Raw genomic sequence first — 26,555 nt, 5'->3', positions numbered from 1 at the left:
GTACATCAAACAGCGAATACTCATACCTCAATTAACCATGAATCTTCATTGCAAGTGAGGCTACCTTTCTTCCAAGGTTCCTGGATGTCTCGATACCCGTTGCATCCTCTGCAGAGTCCCCCTTTGCACCGCCGACACCTGTACCTCCGTAGTGGGCTGTTGGTGCTGCATCACCCACAACAACAGCCTCATGTATCAGGAAGAAGTTGTGTATATCGCCACACGCGGTCTCCTGGCCGCCGTTCCTTGAGCCCCCAACAGTTACTGCACCCCCAACCTTATCTGATAATCTGAAATTGCTTCTGAGGGGCCTCGTCCTGTCCATGAACATCTTGGTCTGGGCTGTTACAGAGCCAAAGTACACGGGGCTCCCTATTATTATCCCATCAGCCTCTGCTGCGAGCTCAATCACCTCATTGAGGTCATCGTCGATATCGCATTCCCCTTTAGTCTTACATGAGTCACAGGCCCTGCAGGGGTTTATATCCCTGCCTGCGAGCCTCACAAGCTCGGTTTCAGCACCCTCACTTGCAGCGGCCTCAAGGGCCTCCCTGAGCAGAATCTCAGTGTTACCATTTTTTCTTGGACTTCCACAGATTCCAATAACCTTAACCATCAGATACACCTCCAATTTTTAGAGGGGCCCCACATCAGGTTTGCCCTCACGCATACCCATCCCTGCATCACGTGTCAGCCGTTCTGGCCTGAAGAGCATCATGATGAGGTTCTGGGCATGTTCCCTTGCCCTGTTATCTGCAAGGACCTTTAGATCCTCGGGATTATCCTCCTCATCCTCATGGACAAATACCTCAAGTATATGGGTGTTTGTCATAAGCTGAGCCTGTATGAGGCCAGTGGATGCCTCATGGGCACATACCTTATCCTTCTCCTCTGGACCCGGCATCCCGAGGGCCATGACCATTTCACAGCCTTCCTCCTCGATTAATTTTTTGCAGGCCACCGGAAGGTCCTTTATCCCGGGGACGGTTCTCCTTATGATCTTTATACCTGTGGCATGCTTTTTAATCTCATCGATGGCTGCACCACCCATATCATACCTTGCAAAGGTTGTATCACAGATCCCGACCTTTATCATGATATCACCCTATTTCAGCTGTTCACGGAGTTTTCTCCTAGCCTCCCCGATCGTGAGGGGGTATGGTTCCCCAAATGGGAGGTCATCCTCCTTCTGAAGTATCTCCACCAGATGCGCTATCCTTGGAAGACGGAGATTGGCTCCCCTTATGGTGTCTATATCTGAGAAAACATCTCCGGGTGTTCCATCACTTATTATCTCTCCCCCGCTTATTATGTATATTCTGTCCGAGTAGAGGGGTGCCAGGTCAACATCATGGGTGGATATTATTATGGTCATGCCCTCCTCATTCAGCTCATGGAGAAGTCTGAGTATCTGCGATGCCCCGCGGGGGTCAAGGCCGGAGGTTGGCTCATCAAGTATCATTATATCAGGTTTCATGGCCAGTATACCTGCTATTGCAACCCTCTTCTTCTCACCTCCACTCAGATGGTGGGGGGGTCTGTCCTCGTAGCCTGACATTCCCACCTTTCGCAGGGCGTCCTTAACCCTCTCCTTAACCTCGTCCTCATCAAGTCCCATGTTGAGGGGCCCGAATGCAACGTCCTCGTCAACCCTTGGTGCGAACAGCTGGTCATCAGGATTCTGGAACACAATTCCAACCTTCTGCCTGACTTCTATGAGCCCTGATTTACTGTAGTCGATTTCCTTCCCATCCACCAGTACCTTCCCGCTGGTTGGCTGCAGTATGCCGTTGAAGTGAAGGAAGAGTGTGGACTTTCCTGCCCCGTTGGGGCCGAGAAGAGCAACCACCTCACCCCTTCTGGCATGGAAATTTATACCCTTCAGTGCCTCGGTGCCATCCGGGTAGGTATACCTTACATTTACTGCCTCAATAATCTTCATGTTCACACCACAGAAACTGACCATATGATGAATAGTGTTCATTTAATATTTAACTGTGCCCCGGTGGTGATCTTCTGGACGGATCAGAAAATCCCGCCATTTGATGTGAAAAGAAGCCCCGCTAAAAGTAAGCCATCAAATAATACTAGCATAACCGCTTCACGGGTTCCAATGGACTGCCTTCTGATGGACGGCATGGCCCCCTGATAGCACCTCGCCTCCATGGAACGGTACACCGTCTCACCCCTCAGCCACGACCTTATAAAGAGGTTACCTGCAAGGAGGCCTAGGGATCTATAGGAATTTTTAATACCACTGTAGCCTAGCCTTGAATCCTGGGCATTATACATCACCGATGCTTCCTCAAGGAAAACAAATATGGACCTGTACATGAGGAGGGCTATCTCAATGAAAGCCGCTGGAAGACCCAGCCTTCCAAGTTCATGGAAGATCTCATTGAGGGGTGTCGTGAGTGCAAGGAATGCAAGGCAAGAAAAACCGCCGAGTATCCTTGAGAATACGAGAATACCTGTCTGCAGGCCGTCACTGTAGACCCTGAGGCCCATGAATGTTACAAGGGGGTCCACACCAAAGAATAGCGCCATGAGCACGAGTGTCAGGACACCGAATCCCACCGGGATGGCGGCAAACCGCAGGTAGTATGAGGCGGGTATATCCGCTGCAAAGAGAATCAGGAGTGTCATTAAAAATGCGATGATGAGGGGTATAACAGGGTTTGGTGATAGGACTGAAATGAGCATCGTGATAATGGCCAGGGCCATCTTAAAGCCCGGGCTCATGTTTCTGAGGCCATTGGTATGTGCATAGTGGTCAACAGATATGTTCATCGTCCTTCACCATGGAAAAATTTTATTCAGGGGATTCTCCCCTCCCCCTGTAGTAGCCAAATACGTATCCGATTATGAGGGCGCCTATGGCGGCCTGGAGAGCAAATAGCAGGCTCTCTATCTCACCACTCGGCGGCTCCCATATGGGCTGGAACCAGGGTTCATATCCTGTTTCAGATATTGCCTCGCCGGCACTGTCATCTGCCCCTCCAAAGTATCCCTGATCCTCTCCAAGGCCACTGTAGATTACAAGGGGTGCTATGGCAATCACCGCAACTGTAATAAGCATTATGATGTGTCTTTTATCCATTTTAACCCTCCAAGGCAGGTTTTCCTATAATCTGCAGTTTTTCCATTATATCCGGCTTGAGCTTGAGGATGTTCTCAAATATAACCACTGTGAGAAGGCCCTCGGCAACCGCCAGTGGGAGCTGGGTGTAGGCGAATATCACCATGAACTTCATAAGGGCCTCCATGAACCCTGGTTTGGGGAATGCAACTGCAAGCTGGATGGATGTTGTCACATAGGTCATGAGGTCACCCAGAAATGCTGCAAGGAAGACCGCTGCAGATGAGGGTATGGCTGACCTTGTGATCCTGTAGATTCCCCAGGCACAGACCGGGCCAATGATACCCATGGAGAACACGTTTGCCCCCAGGGTTGTTATGCCCCCATGGGCAAGGAGCAGCGCCTGGAATAGGAGAACAATGAGTGCCATTACAGATGTGACTGCAGGGCCGAAGAGCACGGCTCCGAGACCATTACCTGTGGGGTGTGAACAGCTACCGGTTACAGATGGAAGTTTAAGGGATGATAGGACAAACATGAAGGCGCCGCTGACAGCAAGAAGCGGTTTTGCCTCGGGTTTTTCATCTGAAATCCTTATTATCCTTATTAAACCATAAACTATGACAGGTGCCGATAGCAGATACCAGAAGAGACACCACTCAGGTGGCAGGAATCCTTCCATGATATGCAATTTATCACCTTCTTGAATCCTTCTAAAGTAAACTTTAAGATATGAGTATATAATATTTTCTATAATTTCTGATTTAAATTAAAGTTTTCTTGAGAGTCACATGGGGGCAGAAATGAATAACACAACTCCCCTTCTCATTCCACTATCACAAACCATCAAACATATCATCCCAGCAAAATAGATAACATAACTCCAATAGAGTGGTTAACATGAAAATCAAAAACAGACTCATCCTTGCAATGGACCTCATGGACCCCGGTGAAGCCCTGAGGGTCACAGGAGAGGTTGCCAAATACATTGACACGGTTAAGATAGGTTACCCCCTCGTACTCTCTGCGGGTATTGAGGTTATCGGGGAGTTCCGGGAGAACTTTGGGTGCAGGGTTATAGCCGATTTCAAGGTGGCTGATATACCTGAAACCAATGAGAAGATATGCAGGGCCACCTTCAGGGCAGGGGCCGATGCTGTGATAGTACATGGATTCACAGGTGCAGATAGTGTAAGTGCATGCCTGGATGTTGCAGATGAAATGAAAAGGGACGTTTTCCTGCTGACAGAGATGTCACATCCAGGTGCAGAGATGTTCCTACAGGGATCTGCAGATAGAATAGCTGAGATGGGCGTTGAACTGGGTGTTAAAAACTATGTGGGCCCCTCCACAAGGATAGAGAGGCTTTCAAGACTCAGGGAGATCATTGGCCCCGAAGCATTCCTCATATCACCCGGTGTGGGTGCCCAGGGTGGTGACCCATCTGAAACACTGAAATTTGCAGATGCTGTTATCGTTGGAAGGTCAATTTACCTTGCAGAGGACCCCGCTGCTGCTACAGGTGAGATTCTGGATTCAATAAGAGGTGAATAATTCATTTTTAACTTTTAGTGTTCCTCAAGACCATAAATAGCTATCAAACCATTTATCCACCTATCCTAAACAACAAGATAAGAACCATATCGAACTCCTAAATCCTGATTCTTCCTGCAATTTCGTAGGCGGCCTCAAAGAGGATGAAAAAAAGGACCGTCGCAGGACCAAAACCTGTATCTGAAACCCCAAGCAGTGAAATAACAGCAAGGAGAACTATTACAGCCTTGAGGGAGAACCTGTAATCAAAGAAAAATCTGAAAAAACGGCCCTTTTTGTATACCTGTGGATTGTCATTGCCATATTCATCAATGTAGGCTCCCGCTGTACATGCAACAAGAGCGGGGATGCTCAGTGAGGGCACACCACCCAAAAAAAGGACCAGAAGGAATACCACTGCAGCAAGCACATGGCTCGGGCAGTCTATCTTACATGATATGAGGGTGCCTGCAAATATCCCGATAAATATAGATGCAGCGGCGTTCTCAGCAGTGGAGAGAACACCAGATGAAAGCCCACAGAGGGCACCGGCAACCATGCCTGTGAAGGGCCTTCCCCACTCATCCTCGGCTTCATCCGCAACCTTCATAAGGAAACCTGAAACAGGAAAAAGAAGTTCAATCATGAAAGGACCTCAAACCCAATCAATCACTGTCAGAAAGTGCAGCTGAAAGTATAAGTGGAAAAAGGGCCGTTGCATCCCCAATCACAGTTACAAGATTCGAACCAGCCTGTGCCTTGGCCCAGGACTTGGCCTCCTCAAGGGGGGCACCGCTGAGGCTTCCAGTTTCACTTCGATCCATGGTTATCTGGATCGCAGCATCCACACCACCCCTTAGGAGTGTGGATGCCAGTGTGTAATGCTTTGGAAGTCCCCCTCCAAGTATAACAGCCCCTATCCTCTCATGACTGAACACAAGGTCAGAGAGGCTGTGCATATCCCTAACAGCATCTAAGCATATCCTGTTGTCCTGTGTGTACATCCAGAGCTGGAGGCCAAGCATGCTGTCAATGATCCCGGGGGCATAGATGGGAACACCCCTCAGGTGGGCCGTTCTTATGATGGACATCTCATCCTTCAGATGCCCCCCTATCTCGTCAATGAGCTCTTGAATTGAAATATGGGGTTTTGATTTGAATATGGATGAGAAAATGTCCTGCATCCTGGCTTCAAAGACCTCAAAGTCCTCAGACCTTGTGTATATGTCACCTATACGACCTATCCCCTCCTCATGAAGCCTTTCATCATCGAATCCATATTCCCTGTAATGTGCCCCTCCAAAGGCCTCAAGTAGGTCATGGGTAAGGTTAGCCCCGCTTGTTATGAGTGCTGATATAACTTTCTGATCTATGAGATCCCTTATGATCCTCCTCATTCCGCCGGGCACCAGTGGTCCTGCAACACTCATGAATAAAGCCATTTCACTGTCATCAATCATCTCACGGAGCAGTTCTGCTGCCCTGTGGACCCTGCCTGCTCCAAGGACCCCTGATCGCCCCATCTCCCTTATAAGGTCCCATGCCTTCATATCAGCTTTTATATTCATATGATTCACATTCAAAAGTAACACTTCCTGTTAGTGATAAATACAGTTAACTCCTCATGAACACCCAGAAAACTACAGAATTATTGCACATTGATATATATTCAGATCTCTATTAAAATATTCAGATATCCAGTATGATCTGATTTTGCAGTATATTTAATTAAAATCAAAAAACTGAGTCTCAATCGAGACCCGCTATACTGTCAAGGATATCCGTACGGGTTATTATACCTGAAAGTTTACCCTCACTGTCTGTAACGATCAGTCTCCCTATATTGTGTTTGTTCATGATCTCTATTGCATCAGATATCAACATTTCAGGTTTAACCGTTATTATATTCTTTGACATAATCTCTGAAACAGGCAGGTTCTCGGTACCCTCCGCTATGGATGCTGTTATGTCACTGAGGGTAACTATCCCCTTCACCTCATCGCCCTCTACTATCGGGGCTCCCTCGATTCCCAGTGAAGAGAGCTTAACAGCGGCATCCTTAACACTGATATCAGGGGGGAGTGTCACAAGTTCACGGGTTGCAACCTCCTCAACCGTCCTCTTGGGTATGCTCCTTATGGCGGTGGTGTCCAGGAGGATTATGTTGTCCATATCATCCCTTCCCACAACAACCCCGTCAACAATGAGTTTGTTAACAGGTGTTGGGCCTATGCGAACCCTATCGCCCAGGTCAAGTTTCCTTATGCTGCCAACCAGTTTTATTGCGGCCTCACACTCCCCTGGGTCAGGGATGCTTGTGAACTCTATCTTTGCAACAGAAAGGTCATCGATTCTCTCACCGCCCCTGTAGATGGGGACGGCTGTTTCCCTCCCACTTGATGATATGTTCAGCTGATGGTAGGCCTTTATGGTTGGCTTGTATCCCCCACGAGGTCCGGGAACACCCTTCACAAGTCCCAGGCTGCGAAGGGACTGCATCTGGTTCCTTATCGTGCCTGGATTGCGGTTCATTATGGCTGCTATCTCCTCACCCTTAATGGATTTGCCGTTTGAATTCCTGTAGAGGTTGATGAGTGTCTGGAGTATTTCCTTCTGAACAGAGGTAAGCATCTTAACACCTGATGATCTATTATGAATAATAATTATAATTATTTTTAATTAATATGTTTTTTTATGTTGTATCAATTATAAATTCTAAAAGCTGATCATCTGCTGATTTTCCTATCCCTCTTAAAGTATATGCAGTGTGCGGGGCTACCCGGCCCCCTGGGGTGCCTGCAGTAAAGTTTAATCTCTCCAAGATCCTCAAGGACAACCTCGCATCTGTAGACACATTCCGGACATTCTCCTGTGGTCGAAATTATTCTGAAACCTTCCACTGACTTCATATTTAACACTGCAAAAAATGATAAATCTCTTATTTAACTTTCAACTTAAATAGGTTGGGGTGCTGTTAATGGAGATCAATATTTCAAGGGAATCCCTTGTATCAGCCGTATATGACGATCTTAAGGGTAATGGTCTTGTAAGACCTGAAGATAAGGAGCTCTGCGTACAGGACATAAATTACCATCTAGACTACCTGGAGGAAGCCATCAGAAATTCAAGTCCAGAACTCTTTGAGGACTATGTCCTCTGGGCCGATATCCTTCTGAGGAACCTTGGACTCCCTGAAGAGTGCCTCAGGGGTTCGCTTAAAAGTATAGAAAAGGCTATAGTTGAAATTCTAGATAATGAATCCGCTTCCATTGCTTCCAGTTACATCTCAGGTTCCCTCAGGAAACTTGAAATGGAACATAAACCACAAAGCTACATCAGGGATCAGCCCCTGAGGGACCTTGCAGAGAAGTACCTTGAACTTGTTCTGAATACGGAGGCAAAAAAGGCCCGGGACCTCATAATCTCATCCCTGAAGTCAGGCGTGAATGTGAAAGACGTATACCTCTATGTTTTTGAGCCTGTCCAGCATGAAATTGGCAGGCTATGGCAGACCAACCAGATATCGGTCGCCCATGAACACTACGCAACATCAGTTACGCAGATGATAATGTCAGAACTCTACCCCTACATATACCAGGCATCAGAGCGGAAAAACCTCAGACTTGTTGCTGGATGTGTCAACAATGAGCTTCATGAGATAGGAATAAGGATGGTCAGTGATTTCTTTGAAATCAATGGCTGGGATTCTGTTTACCTGGGGGCAAGCACACCGCCAGAGGATTTCAGGAAGATGGTGGATGAATTGAAGCCTGACCTTGTTGCTGTATCAGCCACCATGACATTCAACGTTGGACATGTGAGAAGTCTCATAAAACTGCTTGGGGAGCTGGATGATTCTCCCCCTGTAATGGTAGGTGGCTACCCATTCAATGTGGACACTGAACTCTGGAGGAAGGTCGGAGCTGACCTACACGCCGCCAGTGCCTCCAGCGCCGTGAGGGTGGCTGAAGAATTCTTGAAAAAAGAATAGGAGATCCTGTTTAGACTTTAGGCTATTGAGGGTTATAAGATGAATAATAATGGACTTGAGGGTGTTTTCCTTATCCTGAGGAAGGACGGATCCATTGAAAAGATAATAGACCATGGATCCGACATACCCCTGACCATTGAATCCTTCGTTGACCTCATGGACATGGGTAGCCAGGCAAAGGCCTCCCTTTTCATCCAGGAGATCAATGATAAAGGGGCTGAATACAACTGGGAACTGAATTTAAAGAACCTTAAGACCTACCACTTTTCAGGTTTCATGGCTGATGAAAGGATCTATGTTGTCGGTGCAGCTAGAAGGGAAGATATGATAAAAATCTACCACCTTATTGATACTGAGCTGCCTGAAACACCAGAAATGGTTCCATATGCTGGTGGGGATGTGAAGGAAGAACTTTTTGATGAACTCACAAGGCTCAACAACCAGCTCTCTGCAGCCAGAAGAGAACTTCTAAAGAAGAACCTGGAACTGGAGAGAGCCCTCAAGGAGAAGGAGATGCTTCTACGGGAGATAAACCACAGGGTCAAGAACAACCTCATGATAATCTCAAGTATCCTCAACATCCAGTCAAGGTATGTGAAGGATAGGGATGATCTCATGCTCTTCAGGGAGGCCCAGTCAAAGGCCAGAGCAATGGCCATGCTTCATGAGCGGCTTTACACTTCAGGTAAACACAGGAGAGTGGACTTCGGTGAATACCTTAGGGGACTTGTGAGGGACCTCTACCAGACATTCCTATCGGATCCGGGCCGCATAGCCCTTGAGACAGATATAGATGAAGCTGAACTCGATATAAACACGGTTGTCCCTCTGGCACTCATCGTAAATGAGCTCTTCATAAATGCAATCAAACATGCATTCCCTGAGGGAAAGAAAGGTAAAATAAGGGTTTCATTTAAAAAAAGGATGGCAGTTACATTCTTGAAGTGGAAGATGACGGCGTGGGTCTTCCCGAGAACTTTGACCTCCACAGCACATCCAGTATGGGTATGCAGCTTGTAAAAAGCCTTACTGATCAGATAAATGGCAACCTAAAAGTTGAATCAGAGGGTGGGACCCGTTTCTCAATTGAGTTCAGGGAGTGGAAGTAGTCAGGCGCCCATTGCAAGCGATATCCCCGCTTATATATTTGGAGCCCCAATCATAAATGGGGATTTTTATGGTGGGAAGTGTTTATATACTGGCGGTCAGGGCATTCATTGAGGATGATAATGGAAGGGTCCTCATAATAAAAAGATCTGAAAATTCAAAGACCAACCCATCCACATGGGAGCTTCCCGGTGGAAAGGTGGGTACCGGCGAGTCCCTTGAGGAGGCCCTTAAAAGGGAGGTCAGGGAGGAAACCGGCCTTGAAATAACCCCCTGTGATGTCATGGGGGTTGTTGAACAGAAGTTCCCGATAATAAACGCTGTTCATATAATAATCAGGTGCAAAGCCTCGGGTAACGTGAAGCTGAGCCACGAACATGAGGGCTTTGCATGGGTTGAACCGGCTGGTCTTTCGAAATACAGACTTGCAGACTGGCTAGCAGACTTTGTGAAGGACATGAAGGTAGAAAGAAAAAGTGGAGGGTCATTCAGAATATCCTCGGATTCATAAGAAGGCAATGAATCTAAAGGCTTATTAAACATCCACCAATGAAACTCCCTAATCCCTAATCAATTGAAACCTTTTTAACCTCTATGCTGCAGCTCCCTTCTCCACAGTACTCAAACACATATCCACATTTACTGCACTTTATGGCCCCAACTATCTCCTGATCCTCAGGTATGCCTGCCTCTTTAAGTTTTTCCTTATTCTGGGGGTATTTAACCGTTGAGACATCCTTATCCACTTCACCGCACTCAGGACACGGTTTTTTTAAATCTTCGACCCTCATGTTACCACTCGTTCGTATTCTATAGAACTACTATGAACCTTCCAACATATAAAGGTCACCATCCATATAGGTTTTAGGTGAGGAAAATGGAAGTCCTCGAAGCAATTAAAACAAGACGAAGCATAAGAAAATACAGGAAGAAAGATGTGCCAGATGAAATGCTCCATAAAATCCTAGAGGCGGCCATGTGCGGACCATCAGCGGTTGATCAGAGACCCTGGCACTTCATAGTAGTGAAAAACAGGGATATGCTTAAGAAGATACCAGAGGTGCATCCCTACGGGACCATGGTAAAGGATGCCCCCGTTGCAATCATAGTATGCTGTGACACCAGCCTTGAAAAATTCCCTGGATTCTGGGTGCAGGACTGCTCCATTGCTTCACAGAATATACTGCTTGCAGCCCACTCCCTTGGTCTTGGTGCGGTCTGGACAGGCATATACCCCCTTGAAGACCGTGTTGAGGGCATAAGGAGACTATTCCAGATTCCAGACCACGTTATACCATTCTCAGTGATACCCATAGGTTACCCTGCAGAGGACCCGGGGACAAGGGACCTGTTTGACCCTGAAAGAATACACATTGATAAATGGTAAGAAATTTTGATAGACCTGGACATTAAGTTAAGATCATCAACCGATTCAGGTGAAATTATGAAGATAATTCTGGGATTACCCAAAGGTAGTTTGAATAATGTTAACCGTGGAAACACCTACAGGCTCTTCAAGGACGCCGGTTATGAGGTTAAAGGCTATGAACCTGGACGTGAAGAGAATGAAATAGAGATCACCAACGATCCTGAAATAAAGGCTTACCTCACAAGACCCCAGAGTGCCCCTGTGGAGCTTAACCGTGGAATGCTCGATATTGCAATAATCGGCGAGGACTGGGTTCGTGAGGAATCCATAAACAGTGGTGACGAGTCCATAAAAAAGATAGGGGACCTTGATTACGGTCAGACAAGGCTTATAGTTGCCCTACCCAGAGAGGAACCCTACACATCACTGGAGGATTTCTTCCTGAAAAATGCTGATAGAAAAACCCCCATACTCTGTTTTACAGAGTATCCCAACCTCACAAGGGACTTTTTCATGAAGAATGCCGGCTACAGGGAACTCTTCGGTGACTCAAGACCCGTGGTGCAGATAAGGGGCCTCAGGGATGGCGACAATGAAATGGTCCAGATAATAAACTCTGATGGTGCAACCGAGGTTTACATCGCCAAGGGCGCAGATCTGATAGTGGACAACACCCAGACAGGGAGCAGTCTTAGAAAGGCTGGACTCAAAATAATTGATACAATAATGGAATCAAGCGCCGGGCTCTATGCAGGACCATCATGCACCGGTGAAAAACTTGAAAAGGCTGAGATGATATTCAAACAGCTCTACGGTGCCACCAAGGCAAGGAACTACTTTGATGTTAAATTCAACATAGCAAACCACAGGGCAGAGGATGTGGTTGAGTTCCTTATGAAGATGAAGTACTGCTCAGATGAGCCAACCGTTGTTCCAGGAAGGGAATTTTCACAGATCAACGTCCTCATAGATAAAAAGCGATTCCCTGAAATGCTTGAAGAGATAAAGGGCTTCGGAGCATCAGCAATAGTACGGGAAAACGTAAAACAGTACATAAGATAGGCTTAAAGAATCAGCAATAGTACGGGAAAACGTAAAACAGTACATAAGATAGGCTTAAAGAATCAGCAATAGTACGGGAAAATGTGAAACAGTACATAAGATAGGCTTAAAGAATCAGCAATAGTACGGGAAAACGTAAAATAGTGCAGATATGGACTATCTGATTTTTCAGAAAATAAAAAGGTTTGAGAGATTTACTCTGAAACCTTTTCCTTTTTCAGGATGCTGTTAAGTGATCTCAGCAGGGCAAGATCATTCTTGGAATCTATGCTTGCAGTCTTATTTTTGCCTCCGCAGTATGGACATGCATCTTCTCCATCAATCCACTGCTCGCCACAGATCAAACACTTCTGTTTTATCTCAGGAACCAAATTATCACCATTAAATGATTATAAGAAAAAAATTCGGGGCTTGATATGTAGGACCTCATCTTATATAAATCTTCTGAAAAATTACTTAAAGAAGTGGCAATATAGATTCGTGAAGGTGATAGTTTGCAATTAAAGGGAATTATACTGTTGATGACAGCCCTTGTCCTTTTTTCGGTGAATATCACTGGTGCAGCGGCAGTTGATATATTTCTCACCTCAGACTGCATAACCGGTAACTGCTCCTCTGATATTGAAAACCTCAACCTCATCAAAAGCTACATTGAAAACGGAAGCGAACATAACGTTACAGTGGATCCCAAAGCCCCGAACCCCGGTGAGGGTTGCCGTGCAATAAGCTGCGCTCCTCAGGGTGGAGTAGCGGTTTACCTTGCAGCCTCCTGCCCCGGAGCAATGAGGGAAGTCGCTAAACTTGCAGCAACCACATCCAAGGGAGTGATATTTGTAAACACCGGGAGGCTCAACCTCAAAAATACCTACATGCTGAGGAGGGCATGGGACGATAACTTCTCCACAAAGTACTTTGCAGGTATCTGGTATCCCTACAGGTTCCTCACCTCTGCAGGTGTCAGGATCATACAGCCAAACATTGACTGTCCAGATGCCTCGTGGGAGGAGAAGTGCCGGTTCATTGCATCGGAGATCATGAGAATTCTGAATGAAACCCCTTGGATGATTCAGAAGAATGGAAGATTCTACAACAGCAAACTCATAGCCTACCACAACATTGACCCGGCAGTTATGGCCCGTGTGGCTGATGGAATACACACTGACCTGAAAAACGGCAGAAAACTCAAAAGAACCTACAATGGTTACAGACCAGAGACATTCCTTCTCATGGTAACAGACTACATGAACGGACCCATAAGATACCTGAAGGTAAGGGGACCCTCAAATCCTGGTGTTAAGAGTACATTCCATGGTTACCTCTCAAGGACCCAATACCGAAAACTTGCAGCCGATATCAACAGGTACATGAGAAGGTACCTGCGGGCACCAAACTATATACGATTTGAAAATGGAATAATAGGCTACAGGGACCTCTTAAGAATGTACTCAGGGATTACAAGAACCCACACATCCAGTAAGAAAATGCAGCTACCATCATCCGTGAAAATCTAATTTTGAGTGGCTCCTCATAATGTGAAGATAACACCACACTTCAATTTTTTAAACCTTTCCAACCGGCGCCATGTAAATGGCGAATTCATCCACACCATCAACCCCCAGCACCTCATCAAGGTACTCCTGGTCATAGGCTGCAACCGCACAGGTACCCGCACCTATGGCCTCACAGGCAAGGTAGAGGTTCTGGCAGACATGACCTGCGTCAATGAGTATCACCCTGTGGGCTGCAAGACCATACCTCCACTCCATCCTGTATGGTATCGTGGTCCAGATGAATGTCACAGCGGATTCTCCGGTGAAGCGCTGATTGAAGGACGCCTCCACTATCCTCTGGGAGATGTTATCATCAAGGTACTCCACCAGCAACCGGTGCACCGATGGTATGTACCTGTAGAGGCCCGCCTCAAGGCCCTCCACATTGAATACCGCAAGGTAGGTTTCAAAGGTGTGTCTGCAGCCGGCTGAGGGGACTGTGCGGAAGGCACTGTGACCTGCAACCATCCTTATCCCCTGGGTGGCCCAGAGAAGAAAAGAGAGTTCCTCAAGTTTCAGGGGCCTGTCAGTGTAACTCCTGCGGCTCTTACGGTTTCTTATGCATCTAACAATATTCACATCCACCATTTCGGCCCAGTCAAGTACCGGGAGGTCAATCATTTCAGCATCCTCTGGCCATGGCTTCTCAAATGGTGGTGCAGCCGCCCCCATGCTCTGGGGTGTTTTTGAAAAATCTATCCTCTTCCTTATACTGTCCTTCAGGAAGTAACGGTTTCTTTCAATCTCATTCATCAGAACCCCACCATTCATATCTTCACAAGGATCTCATTCCTCCGCAGAAAACCAGGAACTGCAGGATGGTTATACTGGGCAACTATGAATCCTGATCTGGGTTTTATGGAATTTTTTCTGAGCCATTCCCTGAATTCACCGGTTTTTTCCTCCACCATACTCTCATTTACCCTTCCTGAAAATTTATAGGCCGCAAACCTCTGATTCTTCTCAACCCTGAACCTTATACGTTTGTCACTGGGCTCTGGAAGTGTTTCAAGTGTGTATGATGATGGCATGGTAAACGATATCCTGTAGACTCCCCCATCATCTAGTTTCTCCTCTGTCACCGGCGCTGCCATTGGTATCTTCTCTCCCAGTTTGACTCCAGTTACTGGGGATGTCATTGGAATCTCCTCCCTGCGTCTGTTATTCCCGAATATGTAGTCTGCAAGGATGGAAAATCCCCTAAGCATCGCATCCCTGAAGTTCCCCTCAACATCCACCTGCGCCAGTATGTACCCTGGATAGCACCTTATCTCAAAGTCACCGTCCTCCAGTTCAACCTCATAGTCTGGACTCTCAGTCAAAAAAACAACCCCCTTACAACCTTATATATCAGACCATATATATCTAGGTTACATGATGTGGATAGTCAAAGCTTACTGTGACCTCTGCAGGGCTAAGAGAACCCTTGAAGTTGAAGGTAAAACACCACCCTATCACATTGGAGATCGAATAGAGGAGTGTCCCTGTGGCGGCAAATACGTGGTGGAAGAGATAATAGAGGTCTGACCATGAAGATGGAGGAGTTTTTGAAGGAGTGCCCTGTCTGCGGCTGCAGGGACAAGGTTGTTAAGAGAAGATTCATGGATGAGCACAAGTCAAGGACGTCCATGAAGGAAATCGTCTGTGAAAAGTGTGGCCATGTCTTTGAAACCGCTGATTAGGTGATGGAATGGCATTCCATGTTATGATCATCCCCTCAATGAACTGTCCCTCCGACTGCAGCTACTGCTGGGGCGTTGACAGGAACTCCAAGGTGATGGACACTGAAACAGTGAGGGAAATGGTTTCGTGGCTGAGGGATTTCAGGAGAGAACCAGCCACCTTCACCTTCCATGGGGGAGAACCTCTCCTTGCAGGCTACGAATTTTACAGAAAAACCCTGCAGCTGATATCTACTGAACTCGATTTTCTAAAGCCCGCATTTGCCATCCAGACAAACCTTTGGCTTATGACCGATGAACTCGCGGAGCTCTTTGCAGAGTACAGCATACCCATCGGTTCAAGCCTTGATGGTCCACGGGAGATAAATGATCACCAGAGGGGTGATGGTTACTTCAATAAAACCATGAAGGGCTATAAGATAGCCAGGAGGCACGGTCTGAAGGTGAGCTTCATAAGCACATTCACCTCCTACTCCATAAGGAGAAAGGAGGACATATTCGAGTTCTTCCTTGAAAATAAGATGAACATGAAGCTCCACCCGGCCCTCCCATCCCTCAAGAGCCCTGACCCTGAGGAATGGGCCATAACCGCAGAGGAGTACGGGGATCTCCTCCTCTACCTCCTTGAGAGGTACCTTGAGCACTTCGGTGAAATCGAGATACAGAACATTGACCACTTTGCAAAGAGCGCGTTCCTCCGCAGGGGTGTTGTGTGCACACACGCGGACTGTGTGGGTAATACCTTTGCAGTTGACCCCTACGGGGACATATACCCCTGTTATCGCTTCGTGGGCATGAAGGATTACATAATGGGTAACGTATCTGATAGACCCAGCATGGAGGACCTCAATGAGAGTGATGCCCTCAGGTCCCTCTATGAGTGGAGAAAAATGGTTGATGATGAATGCGGTGACTGTGAATTCTACAGATACTGCCTCGGTGGCTGCCCATACAATGCCATAACAGTGGAGAATGGAGTGCGGAGGATAGATGGTGTGGACCATCAGTGCCAGGCCTACAGGATGATCTTCACTGAGATCAACAGGAGGGCCAACAGGGAGTTTCTTGAATCTGGAATCCTCGGAGGGCAGAAGAAGAAATCAAAACCAGGAGTGCTGGATATAATGATGAAATAGTTGTAAAACCATGAGACATTCACTAAAGACAGGTTTCAGTTTTGGTCTTACATCGGCCATAATAACCACCCTTGGCCTTATGGTGGGACTCCATTCAGGTACCCATTCCAGGCTTGGAGTGATTGGAGGTGTGCTCACAATAGCAATAGCTGACGCATTCTCTGATGCCATGGGCATACACATCGCCGAGGAGTCCGAGAACAGGCACAGCGAAGTTGAGGTGTGGGAGTCCACCATTGCAACGTTCATTAGCAAATTCGTCTTTGCCATCACATTCCTCTTACCTGTTCTTTTACTGGATCTGACAGTTGCAATTGCAGTGTCAGTCATCTGGGGCCTTCTACTTCTGGGTATCCTTAGTGTACATATTGCAGGGTCACAGAATGCTCCCCTCTAGAGGGTTCTTGGTGAGCATCTCATGGTGGCAATCCTGATTATAGTGATAACACACTACACAGGTGACTGGATAGCCTCAACATTTGGCTAAACCCACTTTAAAAAGACCCATATACCACTACAATCTCAAAATTTGGGAAAAAAGAGTATCAGGACCCTATTGAGTTCATGATCTCCTTACAGGATACACTGCATGCCAGGTCAAGTGCCCCCGATATGCATGAGTCATCACCCTCGGAAACCCAGGAACTCCAGAGTCTCATTGCCTCCATTTCAGGGTCATCAGGGACAGGACCCATTACAGGTTCAAGCATCATTGCACGTATCTCATAGACCGTGTGGAGGTACCTGCTGGATCCCGGGGATGTGTGTGGACCGCAGATGCCATCAGAGATATAGTGGCTTGCAACACCATAGCAGTAGCTGGCATAACTGTAGTTACCTGAATCATAGCTGATCTTACCCTGATTTAGCCAGAAACTGGCCTTTTCAAGGTTATATGGGTATACATGATATTCAAAATCAAAGAAAACCGTGTCAGGGTCGTCTGCACCATTCTTCATCTCATCAAGACTCAGACGGTTTTGAACATCAGAGGGCATTGCATGGTAGACCCCCTCTGCAATATCATGGTGATTCTTTACAGACCAGGCCGATGCCCCCTGAATCTGTGATGCCACAAGAATCAGGACCGCAGCTATAAAAATAGACCTCATCTTAACCTCACAGTAATCAGAGAATTTTTATAGAAATAATTAGGTTCTCCCCATATAAACCTTTTGTGAGATAGCGTGTGAATTAATAAAAAATTTATGATGAAGGTTAACTTTTATGATGAACACCCATATTAATAAAACCTATTAATAAAAAATTTACAGTACACGCTTGAGTTTCATGGTAACGTTACAGGCGTAAACCTCTGCGGGTATTGAAAATGTCTCAACACAGGTTTTCACAGAATCTGCGATTGGGTAGGGTGCAACTATCCAGAACCTGATGCCATCGGTGTATGCAAATCTTCTCCATTTCCTTATATCACTATTATCGGTGCTTATCTCAACAACAATTTCATCGGAGCCATTAAGGGCATGGACATCAGGCAGGAACCCCTTCAGCATACGTGGTCTGAGTTTCTTTTTACCGTTATTCACCTTTAAATCGTATCCATGATCTCTGAGGTGTTCAACAACGGTTTTTAACGTTATGAAATATTTCTCATCATTTTTACTGTAATTTAAAGGTCTTTTAATCATTTCAGGCCCCTTAACTCTTTTTTTATTATGATTCCAGAAATTTATTTTTCTGAACATTGTATATGATATTGTCCAATATAGTATAAATACTTATACCTCATGGAGATTGCACTGCAAAAAATATATATATTGCTGGAATATAGTAGATATTGGTGATTATGATGAGCGTTCTTGATGATGAAACTCTGAAGATGAGGTACATTGAACTTGTCAGGAAGGGTATACTGGAGAGTGATGAATGTGCTTCATATGCCAGTAAGGATGAGTTGAAGCCCTGTATGAAGCAGAAGGTTGCGGAATTCGATGATTTCTTTGTGCCGGGTACTGTACTTATAAGTGAGAGGGCATCCTACAGGCTCAGGGTTGGATACCCCATGGAATAGACATTTCCACTGTATTGATAACCACTTCAAAAACCTCCTTTTTTGTAAAACTGCGCCGGTTGATACCAAAACCTAAACCAACTCCTTCTTTGTAAACCTTTAACCTCCATTAGATTATAACAAGTTTACCTGCATCTGTAATGGAGTATCTATCAAACATCTGGGACTGCTCCACAAGTCCCATCTCCATCAGACCTGATAGGTGCTTGTAGACCATAGCCCTTGAAATGCCGACCTTCCTTGCAATTAAAACCGCGTTGAGGCTTTCCTCCTCAAGGGCCTCCAGTATCCTGAGCCTGGTATCAGATATATCAAGTTTCAGTGGGGGAAGACGCACCGCAGAATCCCCAAAACACGTGTAGATACCAGCCACACCCTCACGGTGGGCCAAAAATGAGAGTAAACCTCCAAGGTCACTTCCATCAAAGGCAACATAGACCTCTCCATGCTTTTTAGCACCCCTTATGACCTCTGCTATCTTTCTGGCGGCCTCAATGGGGTTTCTCCCCTCAACCCGAATAATGCCTCCCTTTATGAATTTCTCGAGACATGTGTCATTGAAGTCCTCTGTCTGTACCGATATGAGCCCATCTATCTGGGCCTTCACAGCCACATCAAAGAGGCACCTTCCCCGCAGGTTACTCACAAGTGTCCTCATACTATCACCATTTACAGATCTCAGTATAGTAGATAATAATCTCATTATAATATATAATTGTATATTCCTGATTTCCAGAAATGGGAATCCTTAAATTATGCACTGTGGAAAATGTTCATAAAAGCACATTAAACAACAGGGGATGTTAGATGACTGTTCAGGAGATGAAAATCGCAGGTGATGATCTCTCAACAAGGGACATCAACAGGAAGATAAAGGAAGGGCTGAAGGATAACATAAGAAAATTCAGCATAGAGAGCAACGCTGAACTTGACTCCATTGTTGTGGGGATAAGGGAGGAGGCAGAATTCATCCTCAATGGAAGGTTCGGTGACTTCGTTGGGGCCCTCAACCACGGACCCAGGATAGAGATTCATGGAAAAACCGGGAGATACGTTGGCAACAACATGACCGCGGGGGAAATAATCGTATACGGAGATGCAGAAGATGGTGTGGGTTTTGGAACCTACAACGGAACAATAGTCGTCCATGGAGACGCAGGTGACGGAATCGGTCAGCTCAACAAGGGTGGTGTAATCATAATCGATGGAGACATAGGTGACCTTGCAGGGCTCTACATGCTTAGCGGAGACCTCATAATAACCGGTGACAGCGGTAGGGACATAGGTGACTGGATAATCGGCGGCAACATATACGTTGGTGGAGACTTTGAAACCGGGACCAATGCAAAGGTCCTGGAACCTGAAAGGGAAGACCTGGACAAGCTATCATCACTCTTCAGCAGATACTCAATAGAAGCCTCTCCAGAGGAATTCAAAAAAATACAGCGCAAGGAGATACGTCCATTCTACGGTTAGGTGGTTTAAATGGTGCAGATACTCTTAACAGAACCTGAAAAATGTGATGGGTGTAACAAGTGTATGGAGGCCTGTGAGGAGGTCCTAGGAAGAAGTGCCATATTCCTCAACAAAATGGACACAGGATACCATGCAATCGTATGCCAGCAGTGTGTTGATCCTTCATGTGCAAGGGGCTGCTTCAGGGACGCCATCCAGAGGGAAAATGGTGCAGTGAAGATCGAACAGGAGTCATGTGTGGGCTGCAAGCTCTGCATGCTCATGTGCCCAATAGGTGCCATAACCTACACAGAGGACGGGATGGTTAAGTGTGACCAGCAGTGTATGGAAAACCCCGGGGATACACCTGCATGTGTGGCTGCCTGTGAACAGGGGTGCCTGGAGGCACTTGACGTTATGGAGTATGTGAACGACATTCAGAGGGGCTTTGAAATCAAAAAACCAAGTGCAAGCTCAATAACACCCTCATCACCATCATCAGACCTTGCAGCAGCAACACAGGGGCTCTGTGTATTCTGCGGTACCTGCGAAATCGTCTGTCCCACAGACGCCATAGAGATTGTTGAGGACCATGCCGAGATAGATAAGACCAAGTGTATCATGTGTGGGTCATGTCTTGCAGCATGTCCTGTTCTCCTGCCAACCGGTGCAGGCAGCATATGGGACCCCAGGACAATCGCAGATATCAGGTACACATCCAAGGCAGGTAAATATGTCCTCAGGGGATTCGGTACAGAGAGGAGGCTGCCAAACTTTGATGATATAATAATACTCCCTGCCCAGGCATCAATTCCCCCGGTTGACAAGTACAGGGAGCCCTGCAACACCAGCGTGGTGCTGGGTGACAGGTTCGCAGAGGAGCCACTGGTCCTCCAGACACCTGTACTCATCGCAGGTATGTCCTTCGGTGCCCTCAGCAAGGAGAGCAAACTGGCCATGGCCAAGGGCACATCCCTCGTGGGATCCTGCGCCAACACAGGTGAAGGAGGGATGCTACCCGAGGAAAGGGAACTTGCAGATAACCTCATGGTCCAGTACTCCAGCGGCCGCTTCGGTGTATCCTCAGATTACCTCAACGTGGCAGATGCAATAGAGGTCAAGATAGGTCAGGGCGCAAAACCTGGAATGGGTGGGCACCTCCTGGCAGAGAAGGTGAGCCCTGAGGTTGCAAAGATCCGTGGAATACCCGAGGGAACAGATGCCCTCAGCCCTGCCCGTTTCCTTGACGCCACAAGGGAGGGTGACCTTGCAAAGCACATAGAACTCCTCAGGGAGGTCACCGACTGGAGGGTGCCGATCGTTGTCAAACTTGGACCTGGAAGGGTCTACGAGGACGTCCAGATCGCCGCCGAGGCCGGTGCAGATGTGATATCAGTTGATGGAATGGAGGGGGGAACCGGTGCTGCACCTGAGGTTGTTATAGAGCATACAGGTGTTCCAACCCTCGCAGCCCTTGTGCAGGCAGTTAACGGCCTCAATGATATCGGGCTCAAGGATGAGGTTGACCTCATCATAACAGGGGGTATCAGGAGCGGTGCCGACGTCGCCAAGGCCATGGCAATGGGTGCAGATGCGGTCTACATCGGTACAGGTGCAATGATCGCCATGGGATGCCGTGCCTGCCGTATGTGCTACACCGGTAAGTGCCCGGTTGGTGTGGCAACACAGGACCCCGCCCTGCGGAAAAGGATGGACGTGGACCTTGCAGCCAGAAGGGTTGCCAATTACATAAAGTCCATGACCGAGGAGGCCAAGATGCTGGCACAGCTTGCAGGCCACGACGACATAAGGAAATTCAGCCCCGATGACCTGCGTGCACTGGACACCAATACAGCGGAGATCACTGGACTTAAACTCATAAACCAGTGAGATTCGCTGAAACCTTTCTCCTTTTCAAAATCCCCATCTTTTTCACAATCCCTAAACCACAAAATTCAAGGAACCCTCTTTTCCGTTGATTATTTTTTCACAATCCCAACCACAAAATTCCAGGAAACTTTCTTTCCGTGAAATTGATAAAGGATTTATCGGTTGAACACTGAATATTTCACATGGACAAAAAAAGCAGAAACATAATACTGGTACTGCTCTTTGCCGGAGTATTCATGGGGGCGCTGGATATAGGAATAATCGGTCCGGCGCTTCCTGCAATCGAGAAATCATTCCATGTGGACCCCCGCCTTGCATCATGGATGTTTGCATCATACATACTCTTCTTCATGGTGGGAACACCTGTCATGGCAAAGCTCTCAGACAGGTACGGGCGGAGAAACATTTACATCCTTGACATAACCCTCTTTGCAGCGGGATCCGCCATAACAGCACTATCACCATCATATCCCCTTCTCATCCTCGGAAGATCCCTTCAGGGATTCGGTGCCGGGGGCATCTTCCCCGTTGCAAGTGCATTCATAGGGGACACGTTCCCCCCTGAAAGCCGTGGCAGGGCTCTGGGTATCATTGGATCGGTATTCGGTTTCTCATCAATAGCAGGTCCCGTGCTTGCAGGTTTCATACTCCCCTACGGGTGGGAGTGGCTTTTCCTCATCAACATCCCAATAGCAGCCATCATTATTATAGCAGGGTTCTTCATACTCCCCGTCACGGTTAAAGATGATGAGGGTGGTTTTGATGTCCTGGGGACCATCATACTTGCCGTTCTCGTCACATCACTGGCCATTGGCATAAATCAGCTTGATACAGCAGATATCCCCGGGAGCATCACAAGACCAATCGTTTCACTTCCCCTTCTAATCGCCATAGCACTTCTACCCATCCTCTGGCGCGTTGAGAACAGTGCCCGGGACCCCATAATACAGGTGGACCTCCTGAGGGAAAGGGAGGTCAGGATTGCAACTGCAATATCCGCAGGTAATGGCCTGTCACAGTCGGCCATCGTCTTCATACCAAGCTATGCCCTCCTGGCCCTTTCACTATCAGAATCAATGGCCAGTTTCAGTTTACTCCCATTTGTGATGACAATGGCCCTTGGGGCACCTGTTATCGGTTTCCTGCTTGACAGGGTTGGGTCAAGGACCGTGATGGTCTCAGGTAGCCTCATACTTATAACAGGGTGCCTGATGATGGCCCTTCTATCATCCACCCTGGGACTCTTCATACTGGCCGAGGTTCTCATGGCCCTTGGCCTCATAACAGTTATAGGGGCCCCATTGAGGTACATAATGCTTTCTGAGGCTCCCCCTGAACACAGGGCCTCAGGGCAGGCCCTCCTGAATATACTTTCAAGTGCCGGCCAGCTGGTGGGGGGTGCCATGATCGGGGGTGTTGTGGCATCCATTGGAGGAACCGGTGGTTACAGGTACTCATTCATCCTCCTTGTGTTTGTCGCCATAACGATCTTCCTCCTCTCAATACGCCTCAAGAGAAGGGAAGAACAGATTGCTACCATGAAAAGGAACCTTTAGTTTTTTAAAACCATATACACGTGATTAGTTCTACTAAAAGAATTAAAAGTTTAGTTATTCCGATGTGAGATACCGGTAGGTGAGTGCTGCAAGCACCGCCCCCACAATGGGACCTATGACGTAAATGGGGTAGTAGTTCCAGAGGTTAGTGCCTGCGAAGATCATGTCATTGAGGTAGGGGCCGAAGGTACGTGCCGGGTTCAGTGAGCTTCCACTTATGTTACCTATTGTTGTGATTATACCTGCAACCGTGAGACCAATTATAATCCCTGCGAATCCCTTTGGGGCCCTCTCATCAACGGCAATACCCATGATTGTGATCATAAGCAGGAATGTACCAACCACCTCTGCAAGCATTGCCTGCCAGTAGCTGATCCCCGGGAATGGTGCCGTTGCCCCCAGCCCGCCAACGGTGGCTGCTCCTATACCGGCGCACTGGAGGAATATGAAGCTCCCGAATGCGGCTCCAAGGAGCTGTGCAATGATGTAGGGTACGACTTCACGGCCAGGGAACTTCTTAACAGACCAGAGCCCTATGGTAACTGCAGGGTTTATGTGGCAGCCCGAGATGTTTCCCAGGGCATATATGCTGGCGGCTATTGCAAAACCAAAGGCGAGGCCTATTGCAACCCAGTCCCCGAGGCCCCCAAGGAGACCTATTCCAATATTGAAGGGGTTGGGGGATGTGCCACCAGATGCTATCATGAGTGTCACCGCGGCTGACCCTGCACCAAAGAACACCAGGAAAAATGTTCCTATAAACTCGGCGATGCACCTTTTTGTAAGGGATACCATGCTAGTCCTCCTTCATGACGTTGTAGCAGTAGGGGCAGAGTATCCTGGGCAGAGTGCCCCCAACCTTCTCTGCCGGGAAGGGGTAGCCGCCACTCCATACCTCTGTTTCCTCACGTATTGCGTGTTCTGTGCAGAGGCCCATGCCGCAGACAATGCATATGGCCACAGCATCGGTGTCCTTTCCCTGCTCTGCACATACATAGCATTTCATACCATCACCTGAAAAAGAAATGCTTTGAGGCTTATACAGCCTCTCTCCACTGGCAGTGGTTGTGCCTGAAGTCCACAAGTGCTGCCGCTGCACAGTTCTTACAGGTCCTTGCAGGTGATGCTGCGCTCTCCTTATGGAGTGCGATTATGTTGGTCATGAGGGTTGCTGTTACAGGTTCGCTTGTAAGGAGGCATGGGTAATCTGCGAGTCTCATGAGGGCTGAGAACCTCACGGTTATTGCGCAGGCAGGGTATGTGTAGCGCTGCGGGTTCATTATAACCTCGTTTTCATGTATCGGTGAGAGATCAACCTTATGCCCAGCGACCATTGGCTCAAGAGGACCCTCTGCTCCGTTAAGCAGTCTCCTTGCCTCATCCAGGTGGATCCATCCACGGTATATCATGTCCATGAAGTCACTGTTGTGGAGCTCTGCTGCGGCCCCCCTTGTGGGGTATAACTGGACATAGTTGTGGAACCTCTTGGTGAGGAGGTCAACAACACCGATTGCATTGAATCCGTCGAGTTCAAGTATGTATTCAACTGCACATGCAGATGAACCTGTTGCAAGGCTCAGCACATCATATTCGCTCTTAAATGAGCTGACCGCACTGTTCAGTGTGCTTTCCATAACCCCGGTTGTTGCCTCGATTATGGCCATAACCACATCATCCTTGCACATGTTGTAGGTGGACTGGGCTATGTGGTGTGATATGTCACCGACACAGTATGCCGGTACCGTGAGTATGTTGCCATAGTGCACCCCATCATCAATGGCGGCCTTCACCGTCCCCTCCATCTCCTTCCTGTAGCGGGACATGTACTCCCTCACATCAAAGGATTCGTGTCCATGGTCGTCCATGAGTTTTGCCTGTGCCTCAACAGGTTCCTGGTAGATGTATTTCACCATCTCTATTTCCTTCTCTGCCGCCTCTGCAGCGGTTGCCCCGTTTTCGATCTCATTTGCGAATACCTCTCCAATACCATAGGAGGTGTTCATACCCCATGACTTTGCTGAGAGGATCGCCTGTTTGTGCATCTCGGGTATATCTGTCTCCCTGAGGATCCTGTTCACCACGTTGCTTGTGCTTCCTGGCATGAGGGCAAAGTCAACCACACAGGTTGGCCCATAGAATCCCCCATACCTTCTTATTGCCTCCCTTCCTATGAGGGCCTCTGCCCTTCCTATTGCATCTATGAATGCCTCAAGGCTCTTCTCAAATTCGCTGTCCTCGTCCCTCAGTATCTCCAGAACAACAGGTGTCTGGTAGTGTTCAACGAATGGGTCATCCTCTGGTCTTATGGTGTCTGTAAGGCTGTCAAGTATCTCATAGTGGGCCTTCACTGAGTCTTTGTGCAGGTTTATCACCGCCTCGCTCTGGTCTCCCACAGCCTTCATGTCCTGCACAACGTCCAGGTAGGCCTTTGTATCCTTTATTTTAAACTCCTTTCCCCTGTTCTTTTTTATGGTTTCCACATCGGCTTTCTGGGCCATCATGGCCTCTTTTACCATTTTCTCATATAACTCAGCCATTAGATCACCTTCGGTAGAAATGGTTGCCGGGTTATCCGGTTGACCACATTCTACCAATATTAAATAGATCACCTTCATTAATATCAGTTTCTAAAAGTTACAAGACAAAAGTTTTAAATAAAGGTCGTTTTCTGGAAAAAATTCAGTTTATCATGATTATTAATTGAAATTTTTTGGAGTTGGGGCAAATATGAAGTGGCAGCAGACACATATACAGTTACGGTGATGGCATGGAGGTTGACTTCAGTATGGAAAACATCAGAAGGTGCCTCTGCCTTGAGTGTCCCGTCCAGAGCAGGAGTCAGTGCGTGGCAGATAAAAAGAAGATAATGCTCCTCATAACCCAGCAGGACCTTGACAGTGCCATGCGCATGGACACCGACAGGGTTCCAGGGGTCTACTGTTCCACAGGTGAGGCCATTTGCAGGGATATAGATCCCCATGAGGAGTGCCTCTGCAGTGGGTGTGAGGTCTGGCGTGAGCACAGGTTATCTGAGGGTGATGTATCTGAGTACTTCTGTGTCAGACAGAGATAACTTCGTAATATAGATGTATAATGAAGTTGTCCCTGGTGTG

Annotated in this window: 37 protein-coding genes; 17 read left to right on the top strand and 20 right to left on the bottom strand. The window is 47.4% G+C overall.

The window, feature by feature from the left end:
- Positions 1-31: 31 nt before the first annotated feature.
- The 6 genes from QFX30_RS07030 to cbiM form a co-directional block, all read right to left on the bottom strand.
- Entirely contained in the window at positions 32-616 is a 585-nt protein-coding gene (locus QFX30_RS07030; RefSeq protein ID WP_300490110.1) for a flavodoxin family protein, read from the bottom strand.
- A gap of 18 nt (positions 617-634) precedes the next feature.
- The gene (gene ribC, locus QFX30_RS07025) at positions 635-1,093 is read right to left on the bottom strand and encodes a riboflavin synthase (RefSeq protein WP_300490267.1); all 459 of its coding nucleotides are present in this window, start codon (positions 1,091-1,093) and stop codon (positions 635-637) included.
- Between the two features lie 12 nt (positions 1,094-1,105).
- Positions 1,106-1,942 (bottom strand): ATP-binding cassette domain-containing protein, encoded by an 837-nt coding sequence (locus tag QFX30_RS07020; RefSeq protein ID WP_300490107.1) that lies wholly within the window; start codon positions 1,940-1,942, stop codon positions 1,106-1,108.
- 83 nt (positions 1,943-2,025) lie between these two features.
- Positions 2,026-2,790, bottom strand: a complete 765-nt coding sequence (cbiQ, locus tag QFX30_RS07015) for a cobalt ECF transporter T component CbiQ (RefSeq protein WP_300490104.1) — start codon at positions 2,788-2,790, stop codon at positions 2,026-2,028.
- Positions 2,791-2,812: 22 nt separating this feature from the next.
- Positions 2,813-3,100: an energy-coupling factor ABC transporter substrate-binding protein gene (locus QFX30_RS07010; protein ID WP_300490102.1), complete on the bottom strand. Its 288-nt coding sequence runs from the start codon at positions 3,098-3,100 to the stop codon at positions 2,813-2,815.
- A 1-nt stretch (position 3,101) separates the two neighbouring features.
- Positions 3,102-3,770 (bottom strand): cobalt ECF transporter S component CbiM, encoded by a 669-nt coding sequence (gene cbiM, locus QFX30_RS07005; RefSeq protein WP_300490099.1) that lies wholly within the window; start codon positions 3,768-3,770, stop codon positions 3,102-3,104.
- 209 nt (positions 3,771-3,979) lie between these two features.
- On the opposite strand from cbiM, the gene pyrF reads away from it, so the two are divergent.
- Positions 3,980-4,633 carry an orotidine-5'-phosphate decarboxylase gene (gene pyrF, locus QFX30_RS07000; protein WP_300490096.1) on the top strand — a complete coding sequence of 218 codons (654 nt, stop codon included), beginning with the start codon at positions 3,980-3,982 and terminating at the stop codon, positions 4,631-4,633.
- A 97-nt stretch (positions 4,634-4,730) separates the two neighbouring features.
- On the opposite strand, the gene QFX30_RS06995 is transcribed toward pyrF, so the two are convergent.
- From QFX30_RS06995 to QFX30_RS06980, 4 genes are all read right to left on the bottom strand, one after another.
- Positions 4,731-5,258 carry a hypothetical protein gene (locus tag QFX30_RS06995; RefSeq protein WP_300490092.1) on the bottom strand — a complete coding sequence of 176 codons (528 nt, stop codon included), beginning with the start codon at positions 5,256-5,258 and terminating at the stop codon, positions 4,731-4,733.
- Between the two features lie 19 nt (positions 5,259-5,277).
- Positions 5,278-6,180 carry a deoxyhypusine synthase gene (locus QFX30_RS06990; protein WP_300490089.1) on the bottom strand — a complete coding sequence of 301 codons (903 nt, stop codon included), beginning with the start codon at positions 6,178-6,180 and terminating at the stop codon, positions 5,278-5,280.
- A 181-nt stretch (positions 6,181-6,361) separates the two neighbouring features.
- Positions 6,362-7,243, bottom strand: coding sequence for a CBS domain-containing protein (locus QFX30_RS06985; RefSeq protein WP_300490086.1), 882 nt, complete (start codon positions 7,241-7,243; stop codon positions 6,362-6,364).
- Between the two features lie 95 nt (positions 7,244-7,338).
- Complete coding sequence (locus QFX30_RS06980; RefSeq protein WP_300490083.1) at positions 7,339-7,521, bottom strand: hypothetical protein; 183 nt, start codon at positions 7,519-7,521, stop codon at positions 7,339-7,341.
- A 68-nt stretch (positions 7,522-7,589) separates the two neighbouring features.
- On the opposite strand from QFX30_RS06980, the gene QFX30_RS06975 reads away from it, so the two are divergent.
- The 4 genes from QFX30_RS06975 to QFX30_RS06965 all read left to right on the top strand — a co-directional run bounded on the left by QFX30_RS06975 (position 7,590) and on the right by QFX30_RS06965 (position 10,221).
- Positions 7,590-8,603: a B12-binding domain-containing protein gene (locus tag QFX30_RS06975; protein WP_300490081.1), complete on the top strand. Its 1,014-nt coding sequence runs from the start codon at positions 7,590-7,592 to the stop codon at positions 8,601-8,603.
- 39 nt (positions 8,604-8,642) lie between these two features.
- Positions 8,643-9,623, top strand: a complete 981-nt coding sequence (locus QFX30_RS06970; protein WP_300490078.1) for a sensor histidine kinase — start codon at positions 8,643-8,645, stop codon at positions 9,621-9,623.
- Complete coding sequence (locus QFX30_RS09075) at positions 9,548-9,712, top strand: hypothetical protein (RefSeq protein WP_367186140.1); 165 nt, start codon at positions 9,548-9,550, stop codon at positions 9,710-9,712. The genes QFX30_RS06970 and QFX30_RS09075 overlap by 76 nt, the downstream gene beginning before the upstream one ends.
- Before the next feature lie 68 nt (positions 9,713-9,780).
- Positions 9,781-10,221: an NUDIX domain-containing protein gene (locus QFX30_RS06965; RefSeq protein WP_300490075.1), complete on the top strand. Its 441-nt coding sequence runs from the start codon at positions 9,781-9,783 to the stop codon at positions 10,219-10,221.
- A gap of 55 nt (positions 10,222-10,276) precedes the next feature.
- Here QFX30_RS06965 and QFX30_RS06960 read toward each other — a convergent pair whose 3' ends face one another.
- Positions 10,277-10,501, bottom strand: coding sequence for a TIGR04165 family Cys-rich peptide (locus tag QFX30_RS06960; RefSeq protein WP_300490072.1), 225 nt, complete (start codon positions 10,499-10,501; stop codon positions 10,277-10,279).
- 86 nt (positions 10,502-10,587) lie between these two features.
- Here QFX30_RS06960 and QFX30_RS06955 point away from each other — a divergent pair, with 86 nt between their 5' ends.
- Positions 10,588-11,097 carry a nitroreductase family protein gene (locus QFX30_RS06955; RefSeq protein WP_300490069.1) on the top strand — a complete coding sequence of 170 codons (510 nt, stop codon included), beginning with the start codon at positions 10,588-10,590 and terminating at the stop codon, positions 11,095-11,097.
- 54 nt (positions 11,098-11,151) lie between these two features.
- Entirely contained in the window at positions 11,152-12,141 is a 990-nt protein-coding gene (locus QFX30_RS06950; protein ID WP_300490264.1) for an ATP phosphoribosyltransferase, read from the top strand.
- A gap of 194 nt (positions 12,142-12,335) precedes the next feature.
- On the opposite strand, the gene QFX30_RS06945 is transcribed toward QFX30_RS06950, so the two are convergent.
- The gene (locus QFX30_RS06945; RefSeq protein WP_300490066.1) at positions 12,336-12,512 is read right to left on the bottom strand and encodes a hypothetical protein; all 177 of its coding nucleotides are present in this window, start codon (positions 12,510-12,512) and stop codon (positions 12,336-12,338) included.
- A gap of 123 nt (positions 12,513-12,635) precedes the next feature.
- On the opposite strand from QFX30_RS06945, the gene QFX30_RS06940 reads away from it, so the two are divergent.
- Positions 12,636-13,652 (top strand): pseudomurein-binding repeat-containing protein, encoded by a 1,017-nt coding sequence (locus tag QFX30_RS06940; RefSeq protein WP_300490063.1) that lies wholly within the window; start codon positions 12,636-12,638, stop codon positions 13,650-13,652.
- A 48-nt stretch (positions 13,653-13,700) separates the two neighbouring features.
- On the opposite strand, the gene QFX30_RS06935 is transcribed toward QFX30_RS06940, so the two are convergent.
- Together QFX30_RS06935 and QFX30_RS06930 are read right to left on the bottom strand one after the other, a co-directional pair.
- Positions 13,701-14,444, bottom strand: a complete 744-nt coding sequence (locus QFX30_RS06935) for a SagB/ThcOx family dehydrogenase (protein ID WP_300490060.1) — start codon at positions 14,442-14,444, stop codon at positions 13,701-13,703.
- Between the two features lie 14 nt (positions 14,445-14,458).
- Positions 14,459-15,013 carry a heme-binding protein gene (locus tag QFX30_RS06930; protein ID WP_300490057.1) on the bottom strand — a complete coding sequence of 185 codons (555 nt, stop codon included), beginning with the start codon at positions 15,011-15,013 and terminating at the stop codon, positions 14,459-14,461.
- A 55-nt stretch (positions 15,014-15,068) separates the two neighbouring features.
- Between QFX30_RS06930 and QFX30_RS06925 the strand changes: the two genes are divergently transcribed.
- Genes QFX30_RS06925 through QFX30_RS06910 form a run of 4 tightly spaced genes read left to right on the top strand, consistent with a single transcriptional unit; the run spans position 15,069 to position 16,906 of the window.
- Complete coding sequence (locus QFX30_RS06925) at positions 15,069-15,218, top strand: hypothetical protein (protein ID WP_300490054.1); 150 nt, start codon at positions 15,069-15,071, stop codon at positions 15,216-15,218.
- 2 nt (positions 15,219-15,220) lie between these two features.
- Complete coding sequence (locus tag QFX30_RS06920; protein WP_192961114.1) at positions 15,221-15,373, top strand: TIGR04165 family Cys-rich peptide; 153 nt, start codon at positions 15,221-15,223, stop codon at positions 15,371-15,373.
- 8 nt (positions 15,374-15,381) lie between these two features.
- The gene (locus QFX30_RS06915) at positions 15,382-16,509 is read left to right on the top strand and encodes a TIGR04083 family peptide-modifying radical SAM enzyme (protein WP_300490049.1); all 1,128 of its coding nucleotides are present in this window, start codon (positions 15,382-15,384) and stop codon (positions 16,507-16,509) included.
- Between the two features lie 10 nt (positions 16,510-16,519).
- Positions 16,520-16,906: a hypothetical protein gene (locus tag QFX30_RS06910; protein ID WP_300490046.1), complete on the top strand. Its 387-nt coding sequence runs from the start codon at positions 16,520-16,522 to the stop codon at positions 16,904-16,906.
- A 148-nt stretch (positions 16,907-17,054) separates the two neighbouring features.
- Here QFX30_RS06910 and QFX30_RS06905 read toward each other — a convergent pair whose 3' ends face one another.
- Positions 17,055-17,621 (bottom strand): zinc dependent phospholipase C family protein, encoded by a 567-nt coding sequence (locus QFX30_RS06905; protein ID WP_300490043.1) that lies wholly within the window; start codon positions 17,619-17,621, stop codon positions 17,055-17,057.
- Positions 17,622-17,777: 156 nt separating this feature from the next.
- Positions 17,778-18,158 (bottom strand): hypothetical protein, encoded by a 381-nt coding sequence (locus QFX30_RS06900; protein WP_300490041.1) that lies wholly within the window; start codon positions 18,156-18,158, stop codon positions 17,778-17,780.
- Between the two features lie 161 nt (positions 18,159-18,319).
- On the opposite strand from QFX30_RS06900, the gene QFX30_RS06895 reads away from it, so the two are divergent.
- On the top strand, positions 18,320-18,541 hold the full coding sequence (locus tag QFX30_RS06895; protein WP_147671043.1) for a hypothetical protein: 222 nt from the start codon (positions 18,320-18,322) through the stop codon (positions 18,539-18,541).
- A gap of 109 nt (positions 18,542-18,650) precedes the next feature.
- On the opposite strand, the gene QFX30_RS06890 is transcribed toward QFX30_RS06895, so the two are convergent.
- Positions 18,651-19,199, bottom strand: coding sequence for an ArsR family transcriptional regulator (locus QFX30_RS06890; RefSeq protein WP_300490038.1), 549 nt, complete (start codon positions 19,197-19,199; stop codon positions 18,651-18,653).
- A 149-nt stretch (positions 19,200-19,348) separates the two neighbouring features.
- Here QFX30_RS06890 and QFX30_RS06885 point away from each other — a divergent pair, with 149 nt between their 5' ends.
- The 3 genes from QFX30_RS06885 to QFX30_RS06875 all read left to right on the top strand — a co-directional run bounded on the left by QFX30_RS06885 (position 19,349) and on the right by QFX30_RS06875 (position 23,442).
- A complete protein-coding gene (locus QFX30_RS06885; protein ID WP_300490035.1) occupies positions 19,349-20,017 on the top strand; it encodes a GXGXG domain-containing protein in 669 nt (222 codons plus the stop codon).
- A gap of 9 nt (positions 20,018-20,026) precedes the next feature.
- On the top strand, positions 20,027-21,886 hold the full coding sequence (locus QFX30_RS06880) for a glutamate synthase-related protein (RefSeq protein WP_300490032.1): 1,860 nt from the start codon (positions 20,027-20,029) through the stop codon (positions 21,884-21,886).
- Between the two features lie 182 nt (positions 21,887-22,068).
- A complete protein-coding gene (locus QFX30_RS06875; RefSeq protein WP_300490029.1) occupies positions 22,069-23,442 on the top strand; it encodes an MFS transporter in 1,374 nt (457 codons plus the stop codon).
- 54 nt (positions 23,443-23,496) lie between these two features.
- Here QFX30_RS06875 and aqpM read toward each other — a convergent pair whose 3' ends face one another.
- Genes aqpM through QFX30_RS06860 form a run of 3 tightly spaced genes read right to left on the bottom strand, consistent with a single transcriptional unit; the run spans position 23,497 to position 25,979 of the window.
- Positions 23,497-24,237 (bottom strand): aquaporin AqpM, encoded by a 741-nt coding sequence (gene aqpM / locus QFX30_RS06870; RefSeq protein ID WP_300490026.1) that lies wholly within the window; start codon positions 24,235-24,237, stop codon positions 23,497-23,499.
- Position 24,238: 1 nt separating this feature from the next.
- On the bottom strand, positions 24,239-24,448 hold the full coding sequence (locus QFX30_RS06865; protein ID WP_300479682.1) for a DUF2180 family protein: 210 nt from the start codon (positions 24,446-24,448) through the stop codon (positions 24,239-24,241).
- A gap of 31 nt (positions 24,449-24,479) precedes the next feature.
- Entirely contained in the window at positions 24,480-25,979 is a 1,500-nt protein-coding gene (locus QFX30_RS06860; protein WP_300490024.1) for a DUF2193 domain-containing protein, read from the bottom strand.
- A gap of 230 nt (positions 25,980-26,209) precedes the next feature.
- On the opposite strand from QFX30_RS06860, the gene QFX30_RS06855 reads away from it, so the two are divergent.
- Positions 26,210-26,515: a DUF2769 domain-containing protein gene (locus QFX30_RS06855; RefSeq protein WP_300490021.1), complete on the top strand. Its 306-nt coding sequence runs from the start codon at positions 26,210-26,212 to the stop codon at positions 26,513-26,515.
- The last annotated feature ends 40 nt before the right edge of the window (positions 26,516-26,555 follow it).

This window comes from Methanothermobacter sp., assembly GCF_030055435.1.
In the GTDB taxonomy this organism is placed as follows: Archaea; Methanobacteriota; Methanobacteria; order Methanobacteriales; family Methanothermobacteraceae; genus Methanothermobacter.
This window is presented reverse-complemented; position numbering and strand designations above follow the sequence as displayed.

Bases quoted from the DNA above. Each gene is read 5' to 3' on its own strand.
- QFX30_RS07030 (WP_300490110.1), bottom strand. From the start codon at position 616: ATGGTTAAGGTTATTGGAATCTGTGGAAGTCCAAGAAAAAATGGTAAC.
- QFX30_RS07020 (WP_300490107.1), bottom strand. From the start codon at position 1,942: ATGAAGATTATTGAGGCAGTAAATGTAAGGTATACCTACCCGGATGGC.
- cbiQ (WP_300490104.1), bottom strand. From the start codon at position 2,790: ATGAACATATCTGTTGACCACTATGCACATACCAATGGCCTCAGAAAC.
- QFX30_RS07010 (WP_300490102.1), bottom strand. From the start codon at position 3,100: ATGGATAAAAGACACATCATAATGCTTATTACAGTTGCGGTGATTGCC.
- pyrF (WP_300490096.1), top strand. From the start codon at position 3,980: ATGAAAATCAAAAACAGACTCATCCTTGCAATGGACCTCATGGACCCC.
- QFX30_RS06995 (WP_300490092.1), bottom strand. From the start codon at position 5,258: ATGATTGAACTTCTTTTTCCTGTTTCAGGTTTCCTTATGAAGGTTGCG.
- QFX30_RS06990 (WP_300490089.1), bottom strand. From the start codon at position 6,180: ATGAATATAAAAGCTGATATGAAGGCATGGGACCTTATAAGGGAGATG.
- QFX30_RS06985 (WP_300490086.1), bottom strand. From the start codon at position 7,243: ATGCTTACCTCTGTTCAGAAGGAAATACTCCAGACACTCATCAACCTC.
- QFX30_RS06980 (WP_300490083.1), bottom strand. From the start codon at position 7,521: ATGAAGTCAGTGGAAGGTTTCAGAATAATTTCGACCACAGGAGAATGT.
- QFX30_RS06975 (WP_300490081.1), top strand. From the start codon at position 7,590: ATGGAGATCAATATTTCAAGGGAATCCCTTGTATCAGCCGTATATGAC.
- QFX30_RS06970 (WP_300490078.1), top strand. From the start codon at position 8,643: ATGAATAATAATGGACTTGAGGGTGTTTTCCTTATCCTGAGGAAGGAC.
- QFX30_RS06965 (WP_300490075.1), top strand. From the start codon at position 9,781: ATGGTGGGAAGTGTTTATATACTGGCGGTCAGGGCATTCATTGAGGAT.
- QFX30_RS06960 (WP_300490072.1), bottom strand. From the start codon at position 10,501: ATGAGGGTCGAAGATTTAAAAAAACCGTGTCCTGAGTGCGGTGAAGTG.
- QFX30_RS06955 (WP_300490069.1), top strand. From the start codon at position 10,588: ATGGAAGTCCTCGAAGCAATTAAAACAAGACGAAGCATAAGAAAATAC.
- QFX30_RS06935 (WP_300490060.1), bottom strand. From the start codon at position 14,444: ATGAATGAGATTGAAAGAAACCGTTACTTCCTGAAGGACAGTATAAGG.
- QFX30_RS06925 (WP_300490054.1), top strand. From the start codon at position 15,069: ATGTGGATAGTCAAAGCTTACTGTGACCTCTGCAGGGCTAAGAGAACC.
- QFX30_RS06920 (WP_192961114.1), top strand. From the start codon at position 15,221: ATGAAGATGGAGGAGTTTTTGAAGGAGTGCCCTGTCTGCGGCTGCAGG.
- QFX30_RS06915 (WP_300490049.1), top strand. From the start codon at position 15,382: ATGGCATTCCATGTTATGATCATCCCCTCAATGAACTGTCCCTCCGAC.
- QFX30_RS06910 (WP_300490046.1), top strand. From the start codon at position 16,520: ATGAGACATTCACTAAAGACAGGTTTCAGTTTTGGTCTTACATCGGCC.
- QFX30_RS06905 (WP_300490043.1), bottom strand. From the start codon at position 17,621: ATGAGGTCTATTTTTATAGCTGCGGTCCTGATTCTTGTGGCATCACAG.
- QFX30_RS06900 (WP_300490041.1), bottom strand. From the start codon at position 18,158: ATGATTAAAAGACCTTTAAATTACAGTAAAAATGATGAGAAATATTTC.
- QFX30_RS06895 (WP_147671043.1), top strand. From the start codon at position 18,320: ATGAGCGTTCTTGATGATGAAACTCTGAAGATGAGGTACATTGAACTT.
- QFX30_RS06890 (WP_300490038.1), bottom strand. From the start codon at position 19,199: ATGAGGACACTTGTGAGTAACCTGCGGGGAAGGTGCCTCTTTGATGTG.
- QFX30_RS06885 (WP_300490035.1), top strand. From the start codon at position 19,349: ATGACTGTTCAGGAGATGAAAATCGCAGGTGATGATCTCTCAACAAGG.
- QFX30_RS06880 (WP_300490032.1), top strand. From the start codon at position 20,027: ATGGTGCAGATACTCTTAACAGAACCTGAAAAATGTGATGGGTGTAAC.
- QFX30_RS06875 (WP_300490029.1), top strand. From the start codon at position 22,069: ATGGACAAAAAAAGCAGAAACATAATACTGGTACTGCTCTTTGCCGGA.
- aqpM (WP_300490026.1), bottom strand. From the start codon at position 24,237: ATGGTATCCCTTACAAAAAGGTGCATCGCCGAGTTTATAGGAACATTT.
- QFX30_RS06865 (WP_300479682.1), bottom strand. From the start codon at position 24,448: ATGAAATGCTATGTATGTGCAGAGCAGGGAAAGGACACCGATGCTGTG.
- QFX30_RS06860 (WP_300490024.1), bottom strand. From the start codon at position 25,979: ATGGCTGAGTTATATGAGAAAATGGTAAAAGAGGCCATGATGGCCCAG.
- QFX30_RS06855 (WP_300490021.1), top strand. From the start codon at position 26,210: ATGGAGGTTGACTTCAGTATGGAAAACATCAGAAGGTGCCTCTGCCTT.